This window comes from Spirillospora sp. NPDC046719 (genome assembly GCF_040645715.1).
GTDB lineage: Bacteria > Actinomycetota > Actinomycetes > Streptosporangiales > Streptosporangiaceae > Spirillospora.
Window position 1 is genome coordinate 11,646 of sequence record NZ_JBEYYT010000065.1, and the last position, 20,867, is coordinate 32,512.

At 74.4% G+C, this 20,867-nt stretch carries 17 protein-coding genes; 9 read left to right on the plus strand and 8 right to left on the minus strand.

All coding sequences use genetic code 11. The features are described 5' to 3' along the window. The first annotated feature begins 218 nt into the window (after positions 1-218). Positions 219-2,387: an FUSC family protein gene (locus ABZ914_RS14350; protein ID WP_500193381.1), complete on the plus strand. Its 2,169-nt coding sequence runs from the start codon at positions 219-221 to the stop codon at positions 2,385-2,387. A 124-nt stretch (positions 2,388-2,511) separates the two neighbouring features. Continuing rightward, on the plus strand, positions 2,512-3,306 hold the full coding sequence (locus ABZ914_RS14355) for a hypothetical protein (protein ID WP_500193382.1): 795 nt from the start codon (positions 2,512-2,514) through the stop codon (positions 3,304-3,306). Between the two features lies 1 nt (position 3,307). Here the strand turns inward: ABZ914_RS14355 and ABZ914_RS14360 are convergent, their stop codons facing one another. Next, a complete protein-coding gene (locus ABZ914_RS14360) occupies positions 3,308-4,069 on the minus strand; it encodes an IclR family transcriptional regulator (RefSeq protein ID WP_190852276.1) in 762 nt (253 codons plus the stop codon). A gap of 92 nt (positions 4,070-4,161) precedes the next feature. On the opposite strand from ABZ914_RS14360, the gene hutH reads away from it, so the two are divergent. Genes hutH through hutI form a run of 5 tightly spaced genes read left to right on the plus strand, consistent with a single transcriptional unit; the run spans position 4,162 to position 11,113 of the window. Continuing rightward, on the plus strand, positions 4,162-5,706 hold the full coding sequence (hutH, locus tag ABZ914_RS14365; protein ID WP_500193383.1) for a histidine ammonia-lyase: 1,545 nt from the start codon (positions 4,162-4,164) through the stop codon (positions 5,704-5,706). Positions 5,707-5,717: 11 nt separating this feature from the next. Further along, the gene (hutU, locus tag ABZ914_RS14370) at positions 5,718-7,376 is read left to right on the plus strand and encodes a urocanate hydratase (RefSeq protein ID WP_500193384.1); all 1,659 of its coding nucleotides are present in this window, start codon (positions 5,718-5,720) and stop codon (positions 7,374-7,376) included. After that, positions 7,376-8,575, plus strand: a complete 1,200-nt coding sequence (locus ABZ914_RS14375) for an allantoate amidohydrolase (RefSeq protein WP_500193385.1) — start codon at positions 7,376-7,378, stop codon at positions 8,573-8,575. Before hutU ends, ABZ914_RS14375 begins: the two co-directional genes overlap by 1 nt. 10 nt (positions 8,576-8,585) lie before the next feature. Continuing rightward, a complete protein-coding gene (locus ABZ914_RS14380) occupies positions 8,586-9,941 on the plus strand; it encodes a formimidoylglutamate deiminase (protein ID WP_500193386.1) in 1,356 nt (451 codons plus the stop codon). After that, positions 9,938-11,113 carry an imidazolonepropionase gene (hutI, locus tag ABZ914_RS14385; protein WP_500193387.1) on the plus strand — a complete coding sequence of 392 codons (1,176 nt, stop codon included), beginning with the start codon at positions 9,938-9,940 and terminating at the stop codon, positions 11,111-11,113. The genes ABZ914_RS14380 and hutI overlap by 4 nt, the downstream gene beginning before the upstream one ends. Positions 11,114-11,135: 22 nt before the next feature. Here hutI and ABZ914_RS14390 read toward each other — a convergent pair whose 3' ends face one another. The 4 genes from ABZ914_RS14390 to ABZ914_RS14405 form a co-directional block, all read right to left on the minus strand. Further along, positions 11,136-11,633 carry a flavin reductase family protein gene (locus tag ABZ914_RS14390; protein ID WP_387032714.1) on the minus strand — a complete coding sequence of 166 codons (498 nt, stop codon included), beginning with the start codon at positions 11,631-11,633 and terminating at the stop codon, positions 11,136-11,138. 45 nt (positions 11,634-11,678) lie between these two features. Next, positions 11,679-13,382, minus strand: a complete 1,704-nt coding sequence (gene sppA, locus ABZ914_RS14395) for a signal peptide peptidase SppA (protein WP_500193388.1) — start codon at positions 13,380-13,382, stop codon at positions 11,679-11,681. Positions 13,383-13,503: 121 nt separating this feature from the next. Next, positions 13,504-13,995 (minus strand): PaaI family thioesterase, encoded by a 492-nt coding sequence (locus ABZ914_RS14400; protein ID WP_387032717.1) that lies wholly within the window; start codon positions 13,993-13,995, stop codon positions 13,504-13,506. A gap of 88 nt (positions 13,996-14,083) precedes the next feature. Further along, positions 14,084-15,643 (minus strand): serine/threonine-protein kinase, encoded by a 1,560-nt coding sequence (locus ABZ914_RS14405; protein ID WP_500193389.1) that lies wholly within the window; start codon positions 15,641-15,643, stop codon positions 14,084-14,086. An 89-nt stretch (positions 15,644-15,732) separates the two neighbouring features. Here ABZ914_RS14405 and ABZ914_RS14410 point away from each other — a divergent pair, with 89 nt between their 5' ends. Next, positions 15,733-16,599, plus strand: a complete 867-nt coding sequence (locus ABZ914_RS14410) for an NUDIX domain-containing protein (RefSeq protein WP_500193390.1) — start codon at positions 15,733-15,735, stop codon at positions 16,597-16,599. Here the strand turns inward: ABZ914_RS14410 and ABZ914_RS14415 are convergent. From ABZ914_RS14415 to ABZ914_RS14425, 3 genes are all read right to left on the minus strand, one after another. Continuing rightward, positions 16,574-16,951, minus strand: coding sequence for an ACT domain-containing protein (locus tag ABZ914_RS14415; protein ID WP_190852247.1), 378 nt, complete (start codon positions 16,949-16,951; stop codon positions 16,574-16,576). The genes ABZ914_RS14410 and ABZ914_RS14415 overlap by 26 nt on opposite strands. A 20-nt stretch (positions 16,952-16,971) precedes the next feature. Beyond that, positions 16,972-19,203, minus strand: coding sequence for a 1,4-alpha-glucan branching protein GlgB (glgB, locus tag ABZ914_RS14420; RefSeq protein ID WP_500193391.1), 2,232 nt, complete (start codon positions 19,201-19,203; stop codon positions 16,972-16,974). A 389-nt stretch (positions 19,204-19,592) separates the two neighbouring features. Further along, complete coding sequence (locus ABZ914_RS14425) at positions 19,593-19,802, minus strand: hypothetical protein (RefSeq protein ID WP_151540147.1); 210 nt, start codon at positions 19,800-19,802, stop codon at positions 19,593-19,595. Between the two features lie 198 nt (positions 19,803-20,000). Between ABZ914_RS14425 and ABZ914_RS14430 the strand changes: the two genes are divergently transcribed. After that, entirely contained in the window at positions 20,001-20,759 is a 759-nt protein-coding gene (locus ABZ914_RS14430) for a GntR family transcriptional regulator (protein WP_500193392.1), read from the plus strand. The last annotated feature ends 108 nt before the right edge of the window (positions 20,760-20,867 follow it).

Here is a 20,867-nt window from a genome sequence, read left to right on the forward strand (position 1 = left end):
AGCTATTAGGCAAATTCTTAATCTTCCTAGGTGTGGGGCATGTGCTCGGGGCGGTTATGATCGAGAGAGATAGTAAGCGTGGCTAAGGATTCTTTGGAGAGGAACGCGAACTGCTGCCGGACAACGGGCGGACGGGCGCCAGGGGCCTGGCGCGGCGGCTGGAGAGGTGGGCGCTGGCGAGCGATCTCGGGCTGGCGCGCCTCCAGGCCGCGCGGCGGATGCTGGTCGGCCTCCCGGCCGGGATGGCGGCGGGATACGGCGTCGCAGGCGCCCTCGGCGAACCGGCGTTCCTCGGGCTGATGCTCGGCGCGCTGCCGGCGATGCTGACCTCGCTGCTGATCGCCGACAACGGCACGGGACGGGCGACGGCCCGCGCGGCGGCCGTGTACGCGCCGTTCGTCGCCGCCCTCTACCTGAGCATGATGCTGCACCCGCACCGGTTCCTGGGCCTGGCGGCGCTGGTCCCGGTCCTGTTCGCGCAGTTCTACGCGGCGCGCTTCGCACCGTGGGGCAACGACGCGGGCGCCGTCCTGTTCGCCGGATATCTGAGCGGCCTGCTGCTGCCGATGCCGCTGACCGAGTTCGGGCCGATGGCCGCGATCGCCGCCGCGGGCCTCGCGGCGTCGATCGCCGCCCGGCTCGCGCTGTGCCGCCCCGCGCCCGCCAAGGCGCTGGCGCGGATCCAGCGGGCCTTCCTCGCGTGCGCCGCCGACGTGACCGGCGCCGCCGCGGACCTCCTGGACGCCGGGGCGGACCGTGAGCGCGCGCTGCGCCGGCTCCGCCGCCGGCAGTCCCGGCTGAACGAGTCCGCGCTGGTCGCCGACGGACTGCTCGCCCAGCCCGGCACCACCGGGGAGGCCGAGCGCCTGCACCGGCTCCTGTTCGAGACCGAGCTGGCGGTGCAGGCCGTCGGCCGCGCCGTCCGGGAGCTGGACGCCCTGGACCCGCCCGCCGGCCTGCGCGCCCGCGTCACCTCGGCGCTCCGCTCCTATTCCGCCGGCGGCGCCGGGGCGGAGTTCGACGAGCGCGCGGCCCGCGACCTGGTCGGATGGCTGGACCGGCGGCGCGCCGGCGGCCCGCCCGCCGACGTCCGGACCTCCTCGCTCGTCCACCATCTGGCCGTGCTGCTGACCGACCTGTCCCGGACGTCCCGGAAATGGGTGGACGCCGGGCGGGCCGCGCCGGACCGGGGCGACGGGGCGCCGTTCCAGTCGCCGGTCGTGCTGAGCGCCGGGCAGGCCGTCCTCGGGTCCGGGCCGGTCGCGGAGCGGCTCCTCGCCTCGGACGGCCCCGGCGGCGCGTGGCGGCGGCTCCGGGTCTCCCCGCACCTGCGGACCGCCCTGCAGGTGGCGGTGGCGATCTCGATCGCGGTGCCGATCGGCGACCTGATCAGCGGCCGGCGCTTCTACTGGGCCGCGATCGGCGTCATGATCATCTTCACCGGCACGAACACCACCTACGAGCGCGTCCGCAAGACCTGGCAGCGCGCGCTCGGCACCGTCGCGGGCGGCGCGCTCGGCGTCGCGTCGTTCGAGCTGCTCGGCGCCGCGCACCCGTGGATCAGCCTGCTGCTGGTCGTCGCCGGGCTGACCGTCGGCGCGTACTCGATCGCCTCGCACTACACCTGGTGGGTCATCGGGCTGGTCGTCGCGCTCGTCCAGCTCTACGCGTTCACGACGGACTTCCACACGTCGCTGATCCTGCTGCGCCTCGCGGAGAACATGGTCGGCGCCCTCACGGCCGTGCTGGTCGGGCTGGTACTGCTGCCCGTCGGCACCCGCAGGATGATCGACGAGGCGGTCCGCGGGCACCTGTCGGCCGTGCGCGACCTGATCGCCGACGCCGGCGCGCGGCCGCGCGAACCCGGGGACGTCCGGCTGAGCAGCGCGTCCCGCGCCGTCGACCAGGCCCTGTTCCGGCTGAACGCGATCCTGCGGCCGATCGTCCGCCGCCCGACCGGCGGATCCGGCCACGTGGACGCCGAGACGCTGATGGCGCTGACCACCGTCACCGGCTACGTCCGGGAGATCGCCGCCGCCTCGCCCGCCGTCCCGGCGGAGGCCGAGCGGATCCTGCACGCGGTCACCGCCCGGATGGCGCTCTCCCTGGACGCGCTGATCGGCGCGTTCGCGGGCGAGACCGGCGGGGTGTGGCGCCGCTCGGGCGAGGCCATCGACCGCCTCGACCAGGCCCTCGTCCACGACCTGGACGCCGTCGCGCTTCGCCACCGCCTCCAGTTCCTCGCCCTCGCCGACGACGCGCTCGCCGCGCTCGCCGAGCGCCGGGGCATGCGGGTCATGGGCATGGAGTACGCGAAGGTGGCGCCCGAACGCCGCCTCCAGCTCGCCTCCCTCCGCTCCCGCCGCCGCCTCGCCGGCACCTGCTGACCCGGCCCCGGCGGCCCCGTCGGCTGCGGCCGACCGGCGCTGTAAGCGGTCTGTAATCGCATGATCGTAATCTTCCGCCCGGAGCGCGGAACGGCCGCGCGGTGGCGACGGGCGGGAGCGCCGGGTGGCGGAGACGGCGGAGCGGAAGAAGGACGGCGACGACCTGCCGGACACCCCGTCGGCCAAGGGCCTGCAGATCGTGATGGGGATCTGCGCTTTCGTGGGCGGGCTGCCCGCCCTCGCCGGACTCGGCGGCCTGATCTTCACGTTCTTCCTCGGCCACGACTTCTACCTCTGGCTGGTCCTCTTCCTCGGCGGGATGATCGGCGTCGTGGCCGCCGCGGGCCTCTACGGGCAGGCCACGACCGCGGTGCCCACGCATGCGTGGCGCGAACCGGGAGGTGCGGTCCGGCTCGTCCTGCGGAGGGCGACGGCGCTGGCCGCGATCGCCCTGGCCGCCGCGGGGCCGTCGCTGTTCCTGTTGAAGCTCGTCGGCTCGCTCAGCCACGACCCGAGCGACGCCTACCACCGCGCGCCGGTCGTGAACGTGTCGATCACGGGCGAGTGCACCACGGGCCATCGCGGCTCCCTGGCCGCCTCCGACGACAAGGCGGCCTGCGACTCGGTGACCTGGACCATCGGCGGGCATCAGGTCAGCGGGCGGCTGGAGGGCACGGAGGGGGAGATCGAGGGCGAGACCGGGACGGACGGGCCGACGCACGAGGACTCGGTGAAGGCGCACGTGCGGGGGACGACCGCCTACACGCTCCACCGCGCGCACAAGCCGCATTCGTGCGCGCGGCTCGACGGCCTTCCCGCCTGGACGTGGGCGGGCATCGTGGTGGGCGTCGCCGGATTCGTGGGCATGGGGAGGATCCGGTGGTCGCCCGAGTCGCCGCGCGCGCCCTTCGACGACTGAGTCAGGAGGGCGGGCGGCCGGTGAGGCGGCCGGTCAGGGCGGCGGCGGCCGCCCGGACGGGGGCGGCGAGGTCGGGCCAGGTCTCGGGCGGGTGGCGGTCGCGGCGGAACGTGAGCGCCACGGCGGCGGTGGGGTGCCCCGTGTGGTCGAACGCGCAGGCCGCGATGCTGGCGAAGCCCTCGGTGATGTAGCCGTCCTCCGACGACCAGCCGCGCCGCGCGTCCTCGGCGAGGACCCGGCGCAGCTCGCGCAGGGACGCCGGACCGCGCCCGGTGCGGTTCACGAAGCGGCCGGGGAACAGGGCCCTGACCTGCGCGGGCGGCAGGTGCGCGAGCAGCGACAGGCCGCTCGCGGTGAGCTGGGCGGGCATCCGCACGCCGACGTCGGTGACGAGCGTCGCGTGCCGGGGCGGCTGCTCCTTCAGCAGGTAGAGGGTCTCCGCGCCGTGCAGGACGCCGAGCTGGGCGATCTCCCCGACGCCGTCGACGAGGCGGCGCAGCAGCGGCCGGGCGAGGCGCTCGAGCGGCTCGTGGCGCAGGTAGGCGGAGCCGATCTCGAAGGCGGCGACGCCGAGGCCCCAGCGGCGCTCCTCGGGGATGGCGGTGACGAAGCCGTCCTCGGCCATCGCGGTGAGCAGGTGATAGGTGCTGGAGCGGGGCAGGTCCAGGGCGCGGGCGATCGCGGAGGCGGGCAGCGGGCCGGGCGCGGCGGCCAGCAGGCGCAGCACCGCCAGCGCGCGGCGGGCGGCCGGGACCTGGCTCATCCCCGAATTGTCTCGTATCCGAGACAGATCTCCCCGTCCGGGGCTGCCCCCGCCCGCCCCAGGCGGGTGGAATCGTGGGTATGGGTTTCGTCATGGGAGACACGAGTGTTCGGGTCGGTCCGGATCCGCTGTCGTTCGAGCAGGTCGTGGCGGTGGCGCGGGACGGCGCGGCGGTCTCGCTGACGGACGAGGCGCTGACGCTGATCGGGGAGTCGCGGGCGCACATCGAGGAGCTGTCGGCGCGCCCGCTGCCGGTCTACGGGGTCTCGACGGGGTTCGGGGCGCTCGCGACCCGGCACATCCCGCCGGAGATGCGGGCGCAGCTGCAGCTCAACATCGTCCGTTCGCACGCCGCCGGGTCGGGCGCCGAGGTCGAGCGGGAGGTCGTCCGGGCGCTGATGCTGCTGCGCCTGCGCACCCTCGCGACCGGCCGGACGGGCGTGCAGCCCGTGACCGCGCGGACGCTGGCCGAGCTGCTGAACGCCGGGATCACGCCGCAGGTGTTCGAGCACGGGAGCCTCGGCTGCTCCGGCGACCTCGCGCCGCTCGCGCACGTCGCGCTGGCGCTGATCGGCGAGGGGCGGGTCCGGGACGCGGACGGCGAGCTGAAGCCCGCCGCCGAGGCGCTGGCGGAGAAGGGCATCACGCCGGTCAAGCTCGGCGCCAAGGAGGGCCTCGCCCTGCTGAACGGGACGGACGGCATGCTCGGCATGCTCGTCCTCGCCATCCGCGACCTGCACGGGCTGCTGACCGCCGCCGACGTCGCCGCCGCGATGTCGGTCGAGGCGCTGCTCGGCACCGACCGGGTGTTCGCCGCCGACCTGCAGGCGCTGCGGCCGCATCCGGGGCAGGGCGCGTCCGCCGCGAACCTGCGGGCGCTGCTGGCCGCCTCCGAGATCATGGAGTCGCACCGCGGCCCCGACTGCACCCGCGTGCAGGACGCCTACTCGCTGCGCTGCTCGCCGCAGGTCAACGGCGCCGCCCGCGACACCCTCGCGCACGCCGAGCTGGTCGCCGGGCGGGAGCTGGCGTCCGCCGTCGACAACCCCGTGGTGCTGCCGGACGGCCGGGTCGAGTCGAACGGCAACTTCCACGGCGCGCCGATCGCCTACGTGCTCGACTTCCTCGCCGTCCCCACCGCGGACGTCGCGTCCATGTCGGAGCGGCGCACCGACCGGATGCTCGACAAGGGCCGCTCGTCCGGGCTGCCGGCGTTCCTCGCCGACGACCCCGGCGTCGACTCCGGCCACATGATCGCCCAGTACACGCAGGCCGCGATCGTCTCGGAGCTGAAACGGCTCGCCGCCCCCGCGTCCGCCGACTCGATCCCGAGCTCGGCGATGCAGGAGGACCACGTGTCCATGGGCTGGAACTCCGCCCGCAAGCTACGCCGCGCCGTCGACGGCCTGGCGCAGGTGATCGCGATCGAGATCCTCACCGCCGCGCGGGCGCTGGACCTGCGCAGCCCGCTGCGTCCCGGACCCGCGACCGCCGCCGTCGTCGCGAAGCTGCGGGAGGCCGTCCCGCCGCCCGGCCCGGACCGCTACCTCGCGCCCGAGATCGCCGCCGCGGCCGCCATGGTCCGGGACGGCTCGCTCGTCGCCGCCGCCGAATCCGTCACCGGCCCCCTCTCCTAAGGAGCCCGCACATGTCCGGTCCCCGTCCCGTCCGCGCGCCGCGCGGCACGAAGCTCACCGCCGCGAAGGGCTGGCCGCAGGAGGCCGCCCTCCGGATGATCCAGAACAACCTCGACCCGGAGGTGGCCGAGCACCCGGACGAGCTCGTCGTCTACGGCGGGTCGGGGCGGGCGGCCCGCAGCTGGGACGCCTTCGACGGCATCGTGCGGTCGCTCGCCGACCTGGAGGGCGACGAGACGCTGCTCGTCCAGTCGGGCAAGCCGGTCGGGATCTTCCGGACGCACGAGTGGGCGCCGCGCGTGCTGATCGCCAACTCCAACCTGGTGCCGCAGTGGGCGACCTGGGAGGAGTTCCGCCGGCTGGAGTCGCTCGGGCTGACGATGTTCGGGCAGATGACCGCCGGGTCGTGGATCTACATCGGCACCCAGGGCATCCTCCAGGGCACCTACGAGACGTTCGCGGCCGTCGCCGAGAAGCGGTTCGACGGGACGCTCGCCGGGACGATCACGCTGACCGCCGGGCTCGGCGGGATGGGCGGCGCGCAGCCGCTCGCCGTCACGATGAACGGCGGCGTCGCGATCTGCGTCGAGTGCGACCCGTCCCGCATCGAGCGGCGCGTCGAGCACCGGTACTGCGACGTGAAGGCCGACTCGCTCGACGACGCGCTGCGCCTCGCCGAGGAGGCGAGGGCGGCCCGCCGGCCGCTGTCGATCGCGGTGCTCGGCAACGCCGCCGACATCGTCCCCGAGCTGCTGCGGCGCGGCGCGCCGATCGACATCGTCACCGACCAGACCAGCGCGCACGACCCGCTGATGTACCTGCCGAGCGGTGTCGCGTTCGACGACATGGCCGCCGAGCGCGGCAAGGACCCCGACGGGTTCATCGCCAAGGCCCGCGCGTCGATGGCGACGCACGTCGAGGCGATGGTCGGGTTCCAGGACGCGGGCGCCGAGGTTTTCGACTACGGCAACTCGATCCGCGGCGAGGCGCAGCTCGCCGGCTACGCGCGCGCGTTCGAGTTCCCCGGGTTCGTCCCCGCCTACATCCGGCCGCTGTTCTGCGAGGGCAAGGGCCCGTTCCGGTGGGCGGCGCTGTCCGGCGACCCGAAGGACATCGCCCGCACCGACAAGGCGATCCTCGACCTGTTCCCCGACAACGAGCCGCTGACCCGGTGGATCCGGATGGCGGGGGAGAAGGTGCACTTCCAGGGCCTGCCGTCGCGGATCTGCTGGCTCGGCTACGGCGAGCGCGACAAGGCCGGCGAGGTCTTCAACGACCTCGTCGCGCGCGGCGAGATCAGCGCGCCGATCGTGCTCGGCCGCGACCACCTCGACTGCGGATCGGTCGCCAGCCCCTACCGGGAGACCGAGGGCATGAAGGACGGCTCGGACGCCATCGCCGACTGGCCGCTGCTGAACGCGCTGCTCAACACCTCGTCCGGCGCGACGTGGGTGTCCATCCACCACGGCGGCGGTGTCGGCATCGGCCGCTCCATCCACGCCGGGCAGGTCTGCGTCGCCGACGGGACGGCCCTCGCCGGCGAGAAGCTCCAGCGCGTCCTGACCAACGACCCCGGCACCGGCGTCATGCGGCACGTCGACGCCGGCTACGACCGCGCCGCCGAGGTCGCCGCCGAGCGCGGCGTCCGCATCCCGATGCAGCAGGGCTGATGAGCTTCGAGGAGATGTGGGCGGACCTGCTGCCCATCGGGCGCGACGCGGCCACCGGCGGGTATCACCGGTTCGCGTGGACGCCGCCGGAGCTGGAGTGCCGCGCCTGGTTCGCCGGGGAGGCGCGCCGCCGCGGGATGCCGCTGGAGCACGACCGCAACGGCAACATGATCGCCTGGTGGTATCCCGACGACGGCACTCGTGACCAGGCCGTGCTGACGGGCAGCCACCTGGACTCGGTGCCCGGCGGCGGCGCGTTCGACGGGCCGCTCGGGATCGTGTCCGCGTTCGCCGCCGTCGACCTGCTGCGCGAGCGCGGCGCGGTCCCGCGCCGGCCCATCGGGATCGCGGCGTTCGCCGAGGAGGAGGGGGCCCGGTTCGGGGTCGCCTGCCTCGGGTCGCGGCTGCTCGCCGGCGCGATCGACCCGGCGCGGGCGCGGTCCCTCACCGACGCCGACGGCCGCACGTTCGCCGAGGTGCTGCACGGCGCCGGGCTCGACCCCGAAGCGATCGGATCCGACGACGACCTGCTCGGACGCGTCGCCTGCTACGTCGAGCTACACGTGGAGCAGGGCCGGGCGCTCGCCGGGCCGGTCGGGGTGGCGAGCTCGATCGTCCCGCACGGGCGGTGGCGGTTCGGGTTCGCGGGCGAGGGCAACCACGCCGGGACGACCGCGCTCGCCGACCGCCGCGACCCGATGATCCCGTTCGCCGGGATGGTCCTCGCCGCCCGGGACGCCGCCGAGCGCAACGGGACCGTGGCGACGGTCGGGAAGGCCCGGATCGTCCCGGGCGGGGTGAACGCGATCGCGTCGTCCGTCACCGCCTGGCTCGACGCGCGCGGGCCCGCCGACGCCGCCGTGCGGAAGACCGTGGAGGAGGTCGGCGCGGCGGCGCGCGAGGCCGCCCGCCCCCACGGGGTGACGGTGGAGCTCGCGGAGGAGTCCTACACCGAGATCGTCGACTTCAACCTGGCCCTGCGCGACCGGGTGGTCAGGACGCTGGGCGGCGCGCCCGTCCTGCCGACCGGCGCGGGGCACGACGCGGGCGTCCTGTCGGCCCGGCTGCCCACCGCGATGCTGTTCGTCCGCAACCCCACCGGCGTGTCGCACGCGCCCGCCGAGCACGCCGAGACCGCCGACTGCCTCGCCGGAGTCGAGGCCCTCGCCGCGGTACTGGACGACCTGGCCCGCGGGTAGGGAACCCGATATGCAATGGCATGCCCAGTTCGCCTGGCTCGGAGACGGGGTGGCGGCGGACGTCCTGATCGAGGCCGACGGCGAACGGATCACGAGCCTGACGCGCGGCGTCCCGGCCCCGCCGCGCGCCCAGCACCTGCCCGGCCTGACCCTGCCGGGCCTCGCGAACGCGCACTCGCACGCGTTCCACCGCGCGCTCCGCTCCCGCGTCCAGACGAACAGGGGGACGTTCTGGACGTGGCGCGAGCAGATGTACCGGGTCGCCGACCGGCTCGACCCCGACTCCTACCGGGCGCTCGCCCGGGCCGTGTACGCCGAGATGGCGCTCGCCGGGATCAGCTGCGTCGGCGAGTTCCACTACCTGCACCACCGCCCCGGCGGCGCCCCCTACGACGCGCCGAACGCGATGGGCGAGGCGCTGATCGCGGCCGCCGCCGACGCGGGCATCCGGATCACGCTGCTGGACACCTGCTACCTCACCGGCGGCATCGGGCAGCCCCTCAAGGGCCCGCAACTGCGGTTCGGCGACGGCACCGCCGGGAACTGGGCCCGCCGCGTCGACACCCTCTACGAGCAGACCGACAAGGCGGGCCGGCTGCACGCCCGCGTCGGCGCCGCGATCCACTCGGTCCGCGCCGTCCCGCGCGAGCAGGTGCGGGCCGTCGCGTCCTGGGCGAAGGAGCACCGGGCGCCGCTGCACGTCCACCTGTCCGAGCAGCCTGCCGAGAACACCGCGTGCGTCGACGCCTACGGCGTGACGCCCGCGCGCCTCCTCGCCGAGGCGGGCGCCCTCGGCCCGCTCAGCACCGCCGTCCACGCCACCCACCTCACCGGCGACGACATCGGCCTGCTCGGCGCCACCACGACCGGCGTGTGCATGTGCCCGACCACCGAACGCGACCTCGCCGACGGCATCGGCCCCGCCCGCGGCCTCGCCGATGCCGGGGCCCCGATCTGCCTCGGCTCCGACCAGCACGCCGTCGTCGACCTGTTCGAGGAGGCCCGCGCCGTCGAGCTCGACGAGCGGCTCCGCACCCGCGTCCGCGGCCACTGGACCGCCGGCGAGCTGCTCGCCGCCGCCACGTCCAACGGCCACTACGCGCTCGGCTGGCCCGAGGCCGGCCGCCTCGAACCCGGCGCCTACGCCGACCTCGTCACCGTCGCGCTCGACTCCGTCCGTACCGCGGGCGCCGGGCCCGCGCACGCCGCCGAGGCCGCCGTCTTCGCCGCCACCGCCGCCGACGTCCGCCACGTCGTCGTGTCCGGCCGCCAGATCGTGCACGACGGCCGCCATCTGCTGGTCGACGACGTGCCCGGCGCGCTGGCCGCCGCCGTCGAGTCCGCCACCCGCGAGGAGCCCGGTTGAGCACCGCCATCACCAACATCGGGGAACTGGTCACCAACGACCCCGGCCGGGGCGACGGGCCGCTCGGCATCGTCCGGGACGCCGCGCTGGTGATCGAGGACGGCGCCGTCGCCTGGACGGGCCCCGCGTCCGGCGTCCCCGCCGCCGACGAGGTCTTCGACGCCGCCGGGCGCGCCGTCCTCCCCGGCTTCGTGGACTCCCACGCCCACCTCGTCTTCGCCGGCGAGCGCGCCGAGGAGTTCGCCGCCCGGATGAGCGGGCGCCCTTACGCCGCCGGAGGCATCCGCACCACCGTCGAACGCACCCGGGCCGCGTCCGACGACGCCCTGCGCGCCAACCTCCGCCGCCTGGTCGGCGAGATGGCCCGGCAGGGGACGACCACCGTCGAGTGCAAGTCCGGCTACGGCCTCACGGTCGACCAGGAGGAGCGCGCCGTCCGCATCGCCGCGGAGATCGCCGACGAGGTCACCTACCTGGGCGCCCACGTCGTCCCGTCCGAGTACCGCGACGACGCCGCCGCCTACACGCGCCTGGCCGCGACCGACATGCTCGCCGCCTGCGCGCCGCACGCCCGCTGGGTGGACGTGTTCTGCGAGCGGGGCGCGTTCGACGCCGACCAGGCCCGCGAGGTCCTGCGGGCCGGGATCAAGGCCGGGCTCATGCCCCGGCTGCACGCCAACCAGCTCGGCGAGGGGCCGGGCGTGCGCCTCGCCGTCGAGCTCGACGCCGCGTCCGCCGACCACTGCACCTTCCTCGGCGACGCCGACGTGGACGCGCTCGCCTCGTCCCGCACGGTCGCGACCCTGCTGCCCGGCGTCGAGTTCTCCACCCGCCAGCCCTACCCGGACGCCCGCCGCCTCCTGGACGCCGGCGCCACGGTCGCCCTCGCCACCGACTGCAACCCCGGCTCCTGCTACAGCTCCAGCATGGCCTTCTGCGTCGCCGTGGCCGTCCGCGACATGCACATGACCCCGGCCGAAGCCGTCTGGTCCGCCACGGCAGGCGGAGCCCGCGCCCTGCGGCGCACCGACGTCGGCCATCTGGCCGTCGGCGCGCGCGCGGACGTCCACGTGCTGGACGCGCCGTCGTACATCCACCTCGCCTACCGTCCCGGCGTGCCCCTGACTCACGCCGTATGGAAGCGGGGCAGCCGGGTGGACGCCCACGGGTGACAGACCTGCACGCCCGGCGGCGTCAGGACAGGGCGAGGTAGCGGCGGTTGACCCTGATGAGGGGCTGCCGGTCGCGGGCGATGTAGTCCGTGGCGAGGACCTCGGCGGCGAACAGCATGTGGTCACCGGCCTCGACGCACTGGCGCGTCTCGCATTCGAGGGCCGTGAGGCCCGATTCGAGGACGAGGGCGCCGGAATGCTCGCCGCGATGGTGCGGCTCACTGGCGAGCAGCAGGCGGGCGCTCGGGCGCCCCTCGGCGGCGAAGCGCCCCGCGAGCGCGCGCTGGCCCGCGCCGAGGACCGTCGCGGCCCACCGGTCGGTGCGGGCCAGCACCTCCGCCAGGTACGACGAGGACGCCACGCCGGCCAGCACCATCGGCGGCTCCAGCGACACCGACATGAACGAGGTCACCGTCGTGCCGAGGTCGTCGCGGCCGTCCCGGACGGTCAGCACGACGACCCCCGTGGCGAACCCCGCGACCGCCTCGACGAACGCCTGTTCACCCCGACCAACCGACACCCGACCCGCCTCCCCGACCAACCGACACCCGACCGACCTCCCGTGTCAGCGGATCTCCCAGGAGCCGGGCAGGGTCAGCGGGCCGGCGGACGGGAGGCCGAGGCGGGCGGCGAGGCCGCCGAGGGAGCCCCAGCCGTCGAACCGGGCGGACGCGGCGGTGCGGTCCTCGCTGGACTCCGGCGGGCGCAGCCGCTCCAGCGGCGTGGCGTGCGGGTAGGAGCGGACGGGCGCGTCGGCGGGCAGCCCGGCCTTCTTGCGGGCCAGGTCGAGCGCGCCGTCGAGGCCGCCCAGCTCGTCGACCAGGCCGTGGTCGCGGGCGTCGGCGCCGGTCCAGACCCGGCCGCGGGCCAGCTCGTGGACGCGCTCGCGGGACAGCCCGCGGCCCTCGGCGACCTTCGCGGTGAAGTCCTCGTAGATCGTGTCGAGGGACGCGTTGATCCGCTCCCACTCGGAGTCGCTGAAGTCCTTGGTGGCGCTGAACATGCGGGCGTGCTCGCCGTCGGCGACCGAGCCGAGGCCGATGCCGACGCGCTCCAGCAGGTCGTTCACGACGGCCTTGCCGACGACGACGCCGATCGAGCCGGTGATGGTGCCGGGCTGCGCGACGATCGTGTCGGCGGCCATCGACACGTAGTAGCCGCCGGACGCGGCGACGTTGCCCATCGAGACGATGACCGGCTTGCCGGCGCGGCGGGCGAGGACGACCTCGCGCCAGATCGCGTCGGACGCGACGGCGGACCCGCCGGGGCTGTTGACGCGGAACACGATCGCCTTGACCCGGTCGTCCTTGACGGCGGCGCGGAACGCGGCGCCGACGGTGTCGGAGCCCATCGCGGGGCCGGAGTTCGGCAGCGGCCCGCCGCGGCCGGAGCGTCCGAGCCGGATCGGGCCCTGCCCGTTGATCAGCGCGACGACGTCCTGGCGGCCCGGCTGCGGGATGCGGCGCGCGAGGCCGTGCGTGCGGTTGTAGCGGGAGACGTAGCGGAGCTGCGCGTCCGCGCCGACCTCCTTGCGCAGGAAGGCGTAGACCTCGTCGCGGTAGCCGAGGTGGTCGACGAGGCCCTCCTCCAGCGCCTCGCCGGCGAGCAGCGGCCCGCGGTCGGTGAGGTCGCGGACCTTGTCCTCGGGCAGGTCCCGGGCGGCCGCGATGCCCGCCGTGATCTGCTCGCCGAGGGACGTGACGAGCCGCCGCGACGACTCCTCGTGCTCCGGCGTGTACGCCTTCTCCATGAAGGTGTTCGCCATGGTCTTGTACTCGTAGCGCTTGGCGAACCGGGGCCGCACGCCCGCCTTCTCCAGCGCGCCCGCGAAGAACGGCTCCTCCAGCGCGACGCCGGTCAGCCCGACCTCCCCGGTCGGCTGCAGGTACACCTTGTCGAACCCGGTCGCGAGGTAGAACGGGACGGTGCCGTGGCCGCCCTCGCCGAACGTCTCGGCCCAGGCGACGGTGAGCTTGCCGGCCTCCCGCAGCGCCCCGACGGCCTCGCGCAGCTCCTGGGCGAGCGCCAGCCCGACGCCGCCGGTCACCTTCACCACCAGCGCCTTCACCCGGTGGTCGGACCGGGCGCGGCGCAGCCCGTCGAGCACGTCGCGCAGGTTCGTCCGGCGCATGGACATGATCGCCGAGATCGGGTCCGCGGGCGCGGTCTCCACGATCCCCTCGGTGAGGTCCAGCTCCAGGATCAGCGGTGCCGTCCGCCGGTCCCGGGCCTGCTTGATGACGTTGACGACGGTTCCGGGATCCACCATGGCCCCAGCCTATGCGTTCGCTCGCGGGCGGCCGGTCCGCCCCGGGTCCCGCGCATTCTCCGCCCCGAGGAGGAGGGGCGTCCCTCCTGGCGGGCGAGGGACCTGCTTGCGTGCGAGGGCCCTACTTGCGCGCGAAGGCCCTGTTGGGCAGGACGCTGGCGGACGCCTGCGCGACGGGGCGGCCCTGCGCGTCGCTGATCAGGGCGTTGGCGACCATGCGGGTGCTGCCGGGGTGCACGCACGTCCCGGTGACCGTGTAGGTCTCGCCGGCCCGGACGCCGCGCAGGTAGTCGACGTTGAGGTTGAGGGTGAGCATCGGCATGAAGTGCTCGCAGGTGCTGCTGCCCGCGAGGCAGACGGCGTTGTCGAGGATCATGGCGATGTAGCCGCCGTGCACGGTCCCGCCCGGGTTGCACAGCTTCTCGGCGGGCGTCCAGGCGATGTCGACGCGGCCGGGCTCGGCGGACGTGATGACCTGCCCGATGTGGTCGTTGATGTCGGAGATCTGCGGGAACCGGCCGTCGGCCATGGCCTGGATCAGCTCGGCGCCCGTCAGGGTGTCCCACATCCGCGCGGTCTCCTCGAAGGCCGCCGGTCCCGTCTCGACGCTCAACTCGTGCTCCCTGATCAGGCGACGTCTCGCACCGAATGGTATTCGGAGCGCCTTGCGGGCGGCACTGTGCCCTTCGTCACCGGCCCGTTCAGCCGACCTTGCGGAGCGTCCCCGAGGTGGTGCCGATGCCGGTCGAGGTGTACTCCAGCCCGCCGGGCACCCGCGTCAGCGACACCGGGCCGCCCGTGCAGAACCTGTCGGCGCCGGTGCTGGTCAGGGCCGTCTCGTCGAAGTCGACCTTCGATTCCGACACGGCGGAGACCGTCAGCCGGGTCCGGCAGCCCCACTGGTCGTACTCGGCCGTCCCGCCGTCGCTCCCGCCGGTCAGGCGCATCGTCACCTTGGTGCCGGTGTCGCCCAGGGTGATGCCGCCCTTCTGCGTCAGCTCGCCCTCCCACGTCCCGCCGAACGCGGCGGGCACCGATCGGCCGGCGCCCGTCCCGCCGCTTCCGCCGCCGGACGGGGACGAGGACCGCCCGCTCGGGGCCGGTGAGCGCTGGGACGCCGTGGTGGACGGCCTGTCGGTGCCCCCGCCCCTGTTCAGCAGGAGGACGGCCGTCGCGCACGCGATGGCGAGGACGACGGCGGCGGCCGCCCCGACGATGACACGGGTGCTCCCGCCTCCGCGGCCACCGCGCCCGTCGCTCCCACCGGACCCGTCGCCGGCCGGAGGCGGCGGCCCCGGGACCGGCGGCCGCTGGTGCGGCTGCGTGAGGTTCCGCGACGGGGACGGATCCGTCGCCGGGCCGAACGGGGACGGGCCCCCGGCGTGGTCGGGGCCGGGCGCGGGCGGGACCGGCACCGGAGGCCCCGGATAGGGCGCCTGCGGCCGGGTGATGTCCGCCGCGGGACGCGAGGTGGGGTCGATCAGCCGCATCGCGAGGTCGCGGGAGGACGGGCGGCGGTCCGGCTCCTTGGCGAGGCACTCGGAGAGCAGCGGGCGCAGCGCGTCCGGTACCCCGGTGAGGTCGGGGTCGGCGGTGGCGATCCGGTGCATCATCGCCCCGACCGTCGTCCCGCCGCCGAACGGCGGGCGCCCGGTCGCCGCGAACACCATGGTCCCGGCCCACGCGAACACGTCCGACTTCACCGTCGGCGGCACGTCGCGCAGCCACTCGGGGGCGAAGTAGGCGGGGGTCCCGACCATCTGCGTGCGGGTCTCGGCGTCGATCGCGCGGGCGATGCCGAAGTCGACGACGCGGGGACCGTCCGGGCCGAGGAGCACGTTCGCGGGCTTGAGGTCGCGGTGCACGATCCCGGCGGCGTGGATGGCGGCCAGCGCGCTCGCGGTGTTCACCGCCAGCCGCTGGAGGTCGCCGCCGCGCAGCGGGCCGCCCTCGGCGACGCGCTCCTGCAGCGACGGCCCGTCGACGAACTCGCTGGCGACGTAGGGGAGCGGCCCCTCGGCGGACGAGTCGAGGACCGCGGCGGTGGCGAACGGCGCGACCCGCCGCGCCGCGGCCATCTCCCGCGCGAACCGCTCGCGGGCCCGCACGTCGGCGTGCTTGAGGACCTTCACGGCGGCGCGCTCCCCGGACGGCCCCTCGCCGAGGTAGACGACGCCCTGCCCGCCCTCGCCGAGCCGTCCCGTCAGCCGGTAGCGGCCGATCTCGCGGGGATCGTCGGGGACGAGGGGCAGAGCGGACATCTTCGGCTTCCTCCGGCATGGGGGACCTGCGTCGGCCCCCCGAACGACGGCACCACCGTACTTCGGTCACGAGCGGATATCGTCGGCTCATGGGCGATGGGGACGGCTGGGCCGATTGCGACCAGGGGCACACGCACTGGGGACGGTACGGCGCGGCGGGGCTGCTGGCCTACCACCGAGACGCGGACGGCCGGATGTGGATCCTGTTGCAGCAGCGCGCCTGGTGGGGTCTCGGCGGCGGCACATGGGGGATGTTCGGCGGCGCCACGCACAGCCATGAGGACGGGGTGACGGGCGCCCTGCGGGAGACGAGCGAGGAGTGCACGCTCGACACCGGTCTCGTGCGGGTGCGCGGCACCCGCGTCGAGGACCACGGCGGCTGGGCGTTCACGTCCGTGATCGGGGCGCTCGACGAGAAGGTGCCCGTGAAGCCCGCGTCGCGGGAGACGCGCCGCGCCGAGTGGGTCCCGGTGGAAGAGGTCGAGGACCGCAAGCTGTTCGCGCCGTTCGAGCGGTCGTGGCCGCTGCTGCGGGACGCGACGAAGGGCGTGGTGCTCGTCGTGGACGGCGCGAACGTCGTCGGCTCCCGGCCGGACGGCTGGTGGAAGGACCGGGCGGGCGCCAACGCCCGGCTGCGCGACTCGCTGAAGGTCCTCGCCGAGGGCGTCGGCGGGCTGCCGCCCGGCCTCGTCCCGTTCGACCGCTGCTTCCCGGAGGTCGTGCTGGTCGTCGAGGGCGCGGCGCGGGCGGTGGCGGACGAGCCGGCGGACGGCGTGCGGGTCGTGGCGGCGCCGGGCAGCGGCGACGACCACATCGTCGGCCTCGTCGGCAGGCCGGAGCCCGACACCGAGTACCTGGTCGTGACCGCGGACCGGGAGCTGCGGGCCCGCTGCGAGGAGGCCGGCGCGCACGTCACCGGCCCCCGCTGGCTCATCGACCGGATCGAGCGTCGCTGACGCGGTGGCCCGCGTCGCGCAGGGCCTGCGTCGCGTCCTTCAGCCGGTGGTCGGGGACCAGGACGAGGTCGGCGTGGTAGGTGGACGCGACGAACACCGGCACCCCGGCGTCGGCGAGCGGGCCGACGACCGCGGCGAGCATGCCGGGCAGGTCCAGGCCGTGGCCGGCGTCGCCGTAGAAGCCGACCCAGCGCTCCGCCTCGGTGAACGGCGACGCCTCCCGGACGACGGTGAGGCCCTCGGGGGCGCGGACCAGCGCGATCCACTCGTCGTCCTCGGGGAACGTCGCGTTCGGCAGATGCTCGACCAGGAACTCGGACGGGACGAGGTGCAGGTGCTGCGCGGCGCTCATGGCGCCACCCTAGTTCCCGGTCACTCCGGGACGAGCCACACGGCGCCGAGCGGCGGGACCCGCATCACCGCGGACGCCTCCAGGCCGTGCCAGGGCTCGGCGGTCGCCTCGACGCGCCCGAGGTTCCCCACGCCGCTGCCGCCGTACTCGTAGCCGTCGGTGTTGAGGACCTCCCGCCAGCCGCCCGTCTTCGGCAGGCCGACGCGGTAGTCCTCGTGCGGGTTGCCGGCGAAGTTGACGACGCAGGCCATCACGGGCGCCTCACCGCCGTCCTCGGACGTCCCGTACCGCAGGTAGGAGAGGGTGTTGCCGCCCGCGTCGTTGCCGTCGATCCAGCGGAACCCGTCGTGCTCGTTGTCGCGCGACCACAGCGCGGGCTCCTCGCGGTAGGCGTGGTTGAGCTGGCGGACGAGCTTCTGCAGCCCGACGTGCAGCGCGCCTTCGGCGGCGTTGTCCAGCAGCCACCAGTCGAGCGGGCGCTGCTCCGCCCATTCGGCGCCCTGCCCGAACTCCTGGCCCATGAACAGCAGCTGCTTGCCGGGATGCGACCACATGTAGGCGAGCAGGGCCCGCAGCCCGGCGAACTGCTGCCAGGTGTCGCCCGGCATCTTGCTGAGCAGCGACCCCTTCCCGTGGACGACCTCGTCGTGCGAGAGCGGCAGGACGTAGTTCTCCGAGAACGCGTACACCAGCGAGAACGTGATCTCGTTGTGGTGGTAGTTCCGGAACACGGGCTCGTGCCGGAGGTACTCCAGGGTGTCGTGCATCCAGCCCATGTTCCACTTGAACCCGAAGCCGAGGCCGCCGAGATGGGTGGGGCGGGACACGCCGGGCCAGGCCGTCGACTCCTCCGCGACCGTGAGGACGCCGGGGTTGCGCTTGTAGACCGTCGCGTTCATCTCCTGGAGGAACGAGATGGCCTCCAGGTTCTCGCGGCCGCCGTAGACGTTCGGCGTCCATTCGCCCTCGTTGCGCGAGTAGTCCAGGTACAGCATCGAGGCGACCGCGTCCACGCGGAGCCCGTCGATGTGGAACTCCTCGATCCAGAACGACGCGTTCGCCACCAGGAAGTTGCGGACCTCCGCGCGGCCGAAGTTGAACACCAGCGTGCCCCAGTCGGGATGCTCGCCGCGGGTCGGGTCCTCGTGCTCGTAGAGCGCGGTGCCGTCGAAGCGCGCCAGCGCCCATTCGTCCTTGGGGAAGTGCGCGGGCACCCAGTCGATGATGACGCCGATACCGGCCTGGTGCAGCTTGTCGACGAGGTAGCGGAAGTCGTCGGGGGTGCCGAAGCGGGACGTCGGCGCGTAGTAGGACGTCACCTGGTAGCCCCAGGACGGCCCATAGGGGTGCTCCGCCACCGGCAGGAACTCCACATGGGTGAACCCCATGTCCTTCACGTACGAGGTCAGTTCCTCCGCCAGCTCCCGGTAGCCGAGCCCGGGACGCCACGAGCCGAGGTGCACCTCGTACACGCTCATCGGCTCGTGCACCCACTCGTGCTCCTTGCGGCCGTCCATCCACTCGCCGTCGGTCCACTCGTAGGCCGAGGTGTAGATGCGCGACGCCGTCGCCGGGGGGTGCTCGGTGTGCTGCGCCATGGGGTCGGCCTTGCTGCGCCACTGGCCGTCCGCGCCGAGGATCTCGAACTTGTAGCGCATGCCGTCGCCGACGCCCGGGATGAACAGCTCCCAGACCCCGGTGGATCCGAGCGACCGCATCGGGTGGGCGCGGCCGTCCCAGTGGTTGAAGTCGCCGACCACGCGCACGCCGCGCGCCGTCGGCGCCCACACGGCGAACCCCGTCCCGGACACCGGCCCGAACGCGGACGCGTACGTCCGCACGCGCGCGCCCAGCGCCCGCCAGAGTTCCTCGTGCCGGCCCTCGCTGATCAGGTGCAGGTCCAGCTCGCCGAGCGTCGGCAGGTGCCGGTACGGGTCGTCCTGCACGGTCTCGATGCCGTCCGCGTACGTCACGGCCAGCCGGTAGTCGGGGACCGCGAGGGGCGCCTTGTCCGCGTCGTCGCCGGCCAGCGACGCCGACGCCGGCAGCGTCCCGGCGAACACGCCCTCGTGGAAGTGCCGCAGCGGGTGCCGGTCCCCGTTCGGCAGGACGACCTCGACCTTCTCCGCGAGCGGGCGCAGCGCCCTGACGGTCACCCCGTCCCGGCCGGGATGCGCCCCGAGGACGCCGTGCGGATCGTGGTGGTCGCCGCCGACGAGCCGGTCGATCTCCGCGCGCGTCACCCGTGCCATGTCGTCATGGCCTCCTCGCCTGGGGTCCGGGGTCCGGGGGGTCCCCGGGAACAACACTGATGCCGTTTCCCTGTAGGAGTGCCCCGAGATCAGCCGAACTCACATGGCGAAAGGAGCTGTTTCACCGGAGATGGCGGTCCGCTCGCCGCGCCGGGAGATGTGCGACCGCACGGACGGCACGACACTTTGTCAGGGGTCGCGCCGATTGCGCCGTCCATGCGGTCACGTCTACCTCGCCCCAGGGGTGACACCGACCCCGCCGCCCTGGGCTCCATTCCTGTGTCACCTGAGCGACACAGGTACCTTCCGTACCGGAGCCTTCCGGCCCGGTCCGCCCCCGCCTGCGGACCGGGCCGCGCCGCTCCCCGCGACGTCCCATCGCGGCCGCCTCAGCCGTCCCCGCGCGCCTGCTCGAGCAGCAGCTCGCGCAGCCCCGCCGGATCGTCCGCGGCCACCGTCATCGCACATCCCGCCTGCAGCTGCGCGTCGGTCAGATCGCCGCTCCGGGTGGCGTACCAGCGTCCGGCGTCGCTCCGCCAGACCTGCCAGCCCGGAAACTCCCCCTCGATGGCCGTCTTCAGATCCTCGAAGTCCCCCATCAAGGTCGTCCTTTCCCCGAGGCGGCTCTTCTGTATACAAAAGTCTTACTCGGTCTAAGAGGTGTCAAGCTGTCCGTAAGCGGACCATGCCCCCGCGGATAGCAGCCCGCTGGATATGAGTGACGGAGAGGAGGGGGCGAAATCGAACACCGCGTCGATTGACCGGGGGCGCGCCTGAACGAAGGGGAGGTGACGCCGGTGCCGGACCGTCCCGCCTACCTGCGCATCGCCGACACGCTGCGAGAGGGGATCCGGGACGGCAGCCTTCCGCCGGGGACCCGGCTGCCGACCATGGCGGAGCTGTGCGCCGCCCACGGCGTCTCGGAGATCGTCGTGCGCCAGGCCGTCGCGCTGCTCCGCACCGAGGGACTCGTCGAGACGCGCCGCGGCGGCGGCACCGTGGTCCGGGTCGTGCCGCCCGCCCGCCGGGTCGCGATGGAGCGCTACCGCGCGGTGACCAGGCCGCTCGCGGTGCCCGAGACCACCTTCACCCGCGACCAGAAGATCAGCTGGCAGGAGTACCGGCTCGACAAGGAGTTCACCCGTGTGCGCGCGGACGACGACCTCGGCGCGCTCTTCGAACTGCCCACCGGCACCGAGCTGCTGCGGCGCCGGTTCGTCTTCTACGCCCGCGGCGAGCCGCAGCAGATCTCGGTCAACTACCTGCCGTGGAACCTCGTCGGCGGCACCCCCGTCGCCGACCCGGAGCGCGAGCCGTGGCCCGGCGGCACGCTCGCGCAGCTGGCCTACCTCGGCCACCCGCCGACCCGCGTCGAGGAGGCCGTCCGCTCCCGCATGCCGACCCCCGAGGAGGTGGAGACGCTCCGGATGGGCGGCGGCGTGCCCGTCATCGCCATCACCCGCCGGATGCTGTCGCGCGCCTCCGTCATGGAGGTCTGCCGCGACATCGTGCTCCCCGCCGACCGCGTCGTCCTCGACTACTCCATCGACCTCTAGACCCTCGGGCGGCAGGGCGGCGGGGCCGGCGGGGGGGGGGGGCCCCCCCCCCCCGCCCGGGTGGGGTGGGGGCGGCGGGGGGGGGGGTGGGTTGGCCCCACCGGCGAG

Bases quoted from the DNA above. Each gene is read 5' to 3' on its own strand.
- ABZ914_RS14375 (WP_500193385.1), top strand. From the start codon at position 7,376: ATGAGCTTCGAGGAGATGTGGGCGGACCTGCTGCCCATCGGGCGCGAC.
- hutU (WP_500193384.1), top strand. From the start codon at position 5,718: ATGTCCGGTCCCCGTCCCGTCCGCGCGCCGCGCGGCACGAAGCTCACC.
- ABZ914_RS14410 (WP_500193390.1), top strand. From the start codon at position 15,733: ATGGGCGATGGGGACGGCTGGGCCGATTGCGACCAGGGGCACACGCAC.
- sppA (WP_500193388.1), bottom strand. From the start codon at position 13,382: ATGGTGGATCCCGGAACCGTCGTCAACGTCATCAAGCAGGCCCGGGAC.
- ABZ914_RS14350 (WP_500193381.1), top strand. From the start codon at position 219: ATGCTGGTCGGCCTCCCGGCCGGGATGGCGGCGGGATACGGCGTCGCA.
- hutH (WP_500193383.1), top strand. From the start codon at position 4,162: ATGGGAGACACGAGTGTTCGGGTCGGTCCGGATCCGCTGTCGTTCGAG.
- ABZ914_RS14405 (WP_500193389.1), bottom strand. From the start codon at position 15,643: ATGTCCGCTCTGCCCCTCGTCCCCGACGATCCCCGCGAGATCGGCCGC.
- ABZ914_RS14380 (WP_500193386.1), top strand. From the start codon at position 8,586: ATGCAATGGCATGCCCAGTTCGCCTGGCTCGGAGACGGGGTGGCGGCG.
- ABZ914_RS14415 (WP_190852247.1), bottom strand. From the start codon at position 16,951: ATGAGCGCCGCGCAGCACCTGCACCTCGTCCCGTCCGAGTTCCTGGTC.
- ABZ914_RS14360 (WP_190852276.1), bottom strand. From the start codon at position 4,069: ATGAGCCAGGTCCCGGCCGCCCGCCGCGCGCTGGCGGTGCTGCGCCTG.
- glgB (WP_500193391.1), bottom strand. From the start codon at position 19,203: ATGGCACGGGTGACGCGCGCGGAGATCGACCGGCTCGTCGGCGGCGAC.
- ABZ914_RS14425 (WP_151540147.1), bottom strand. From the start codon at position 19,802: ATGGGGGACTTCGAGGATCTGAAGACGGCCATCGAGGGGGAGTTTCCG.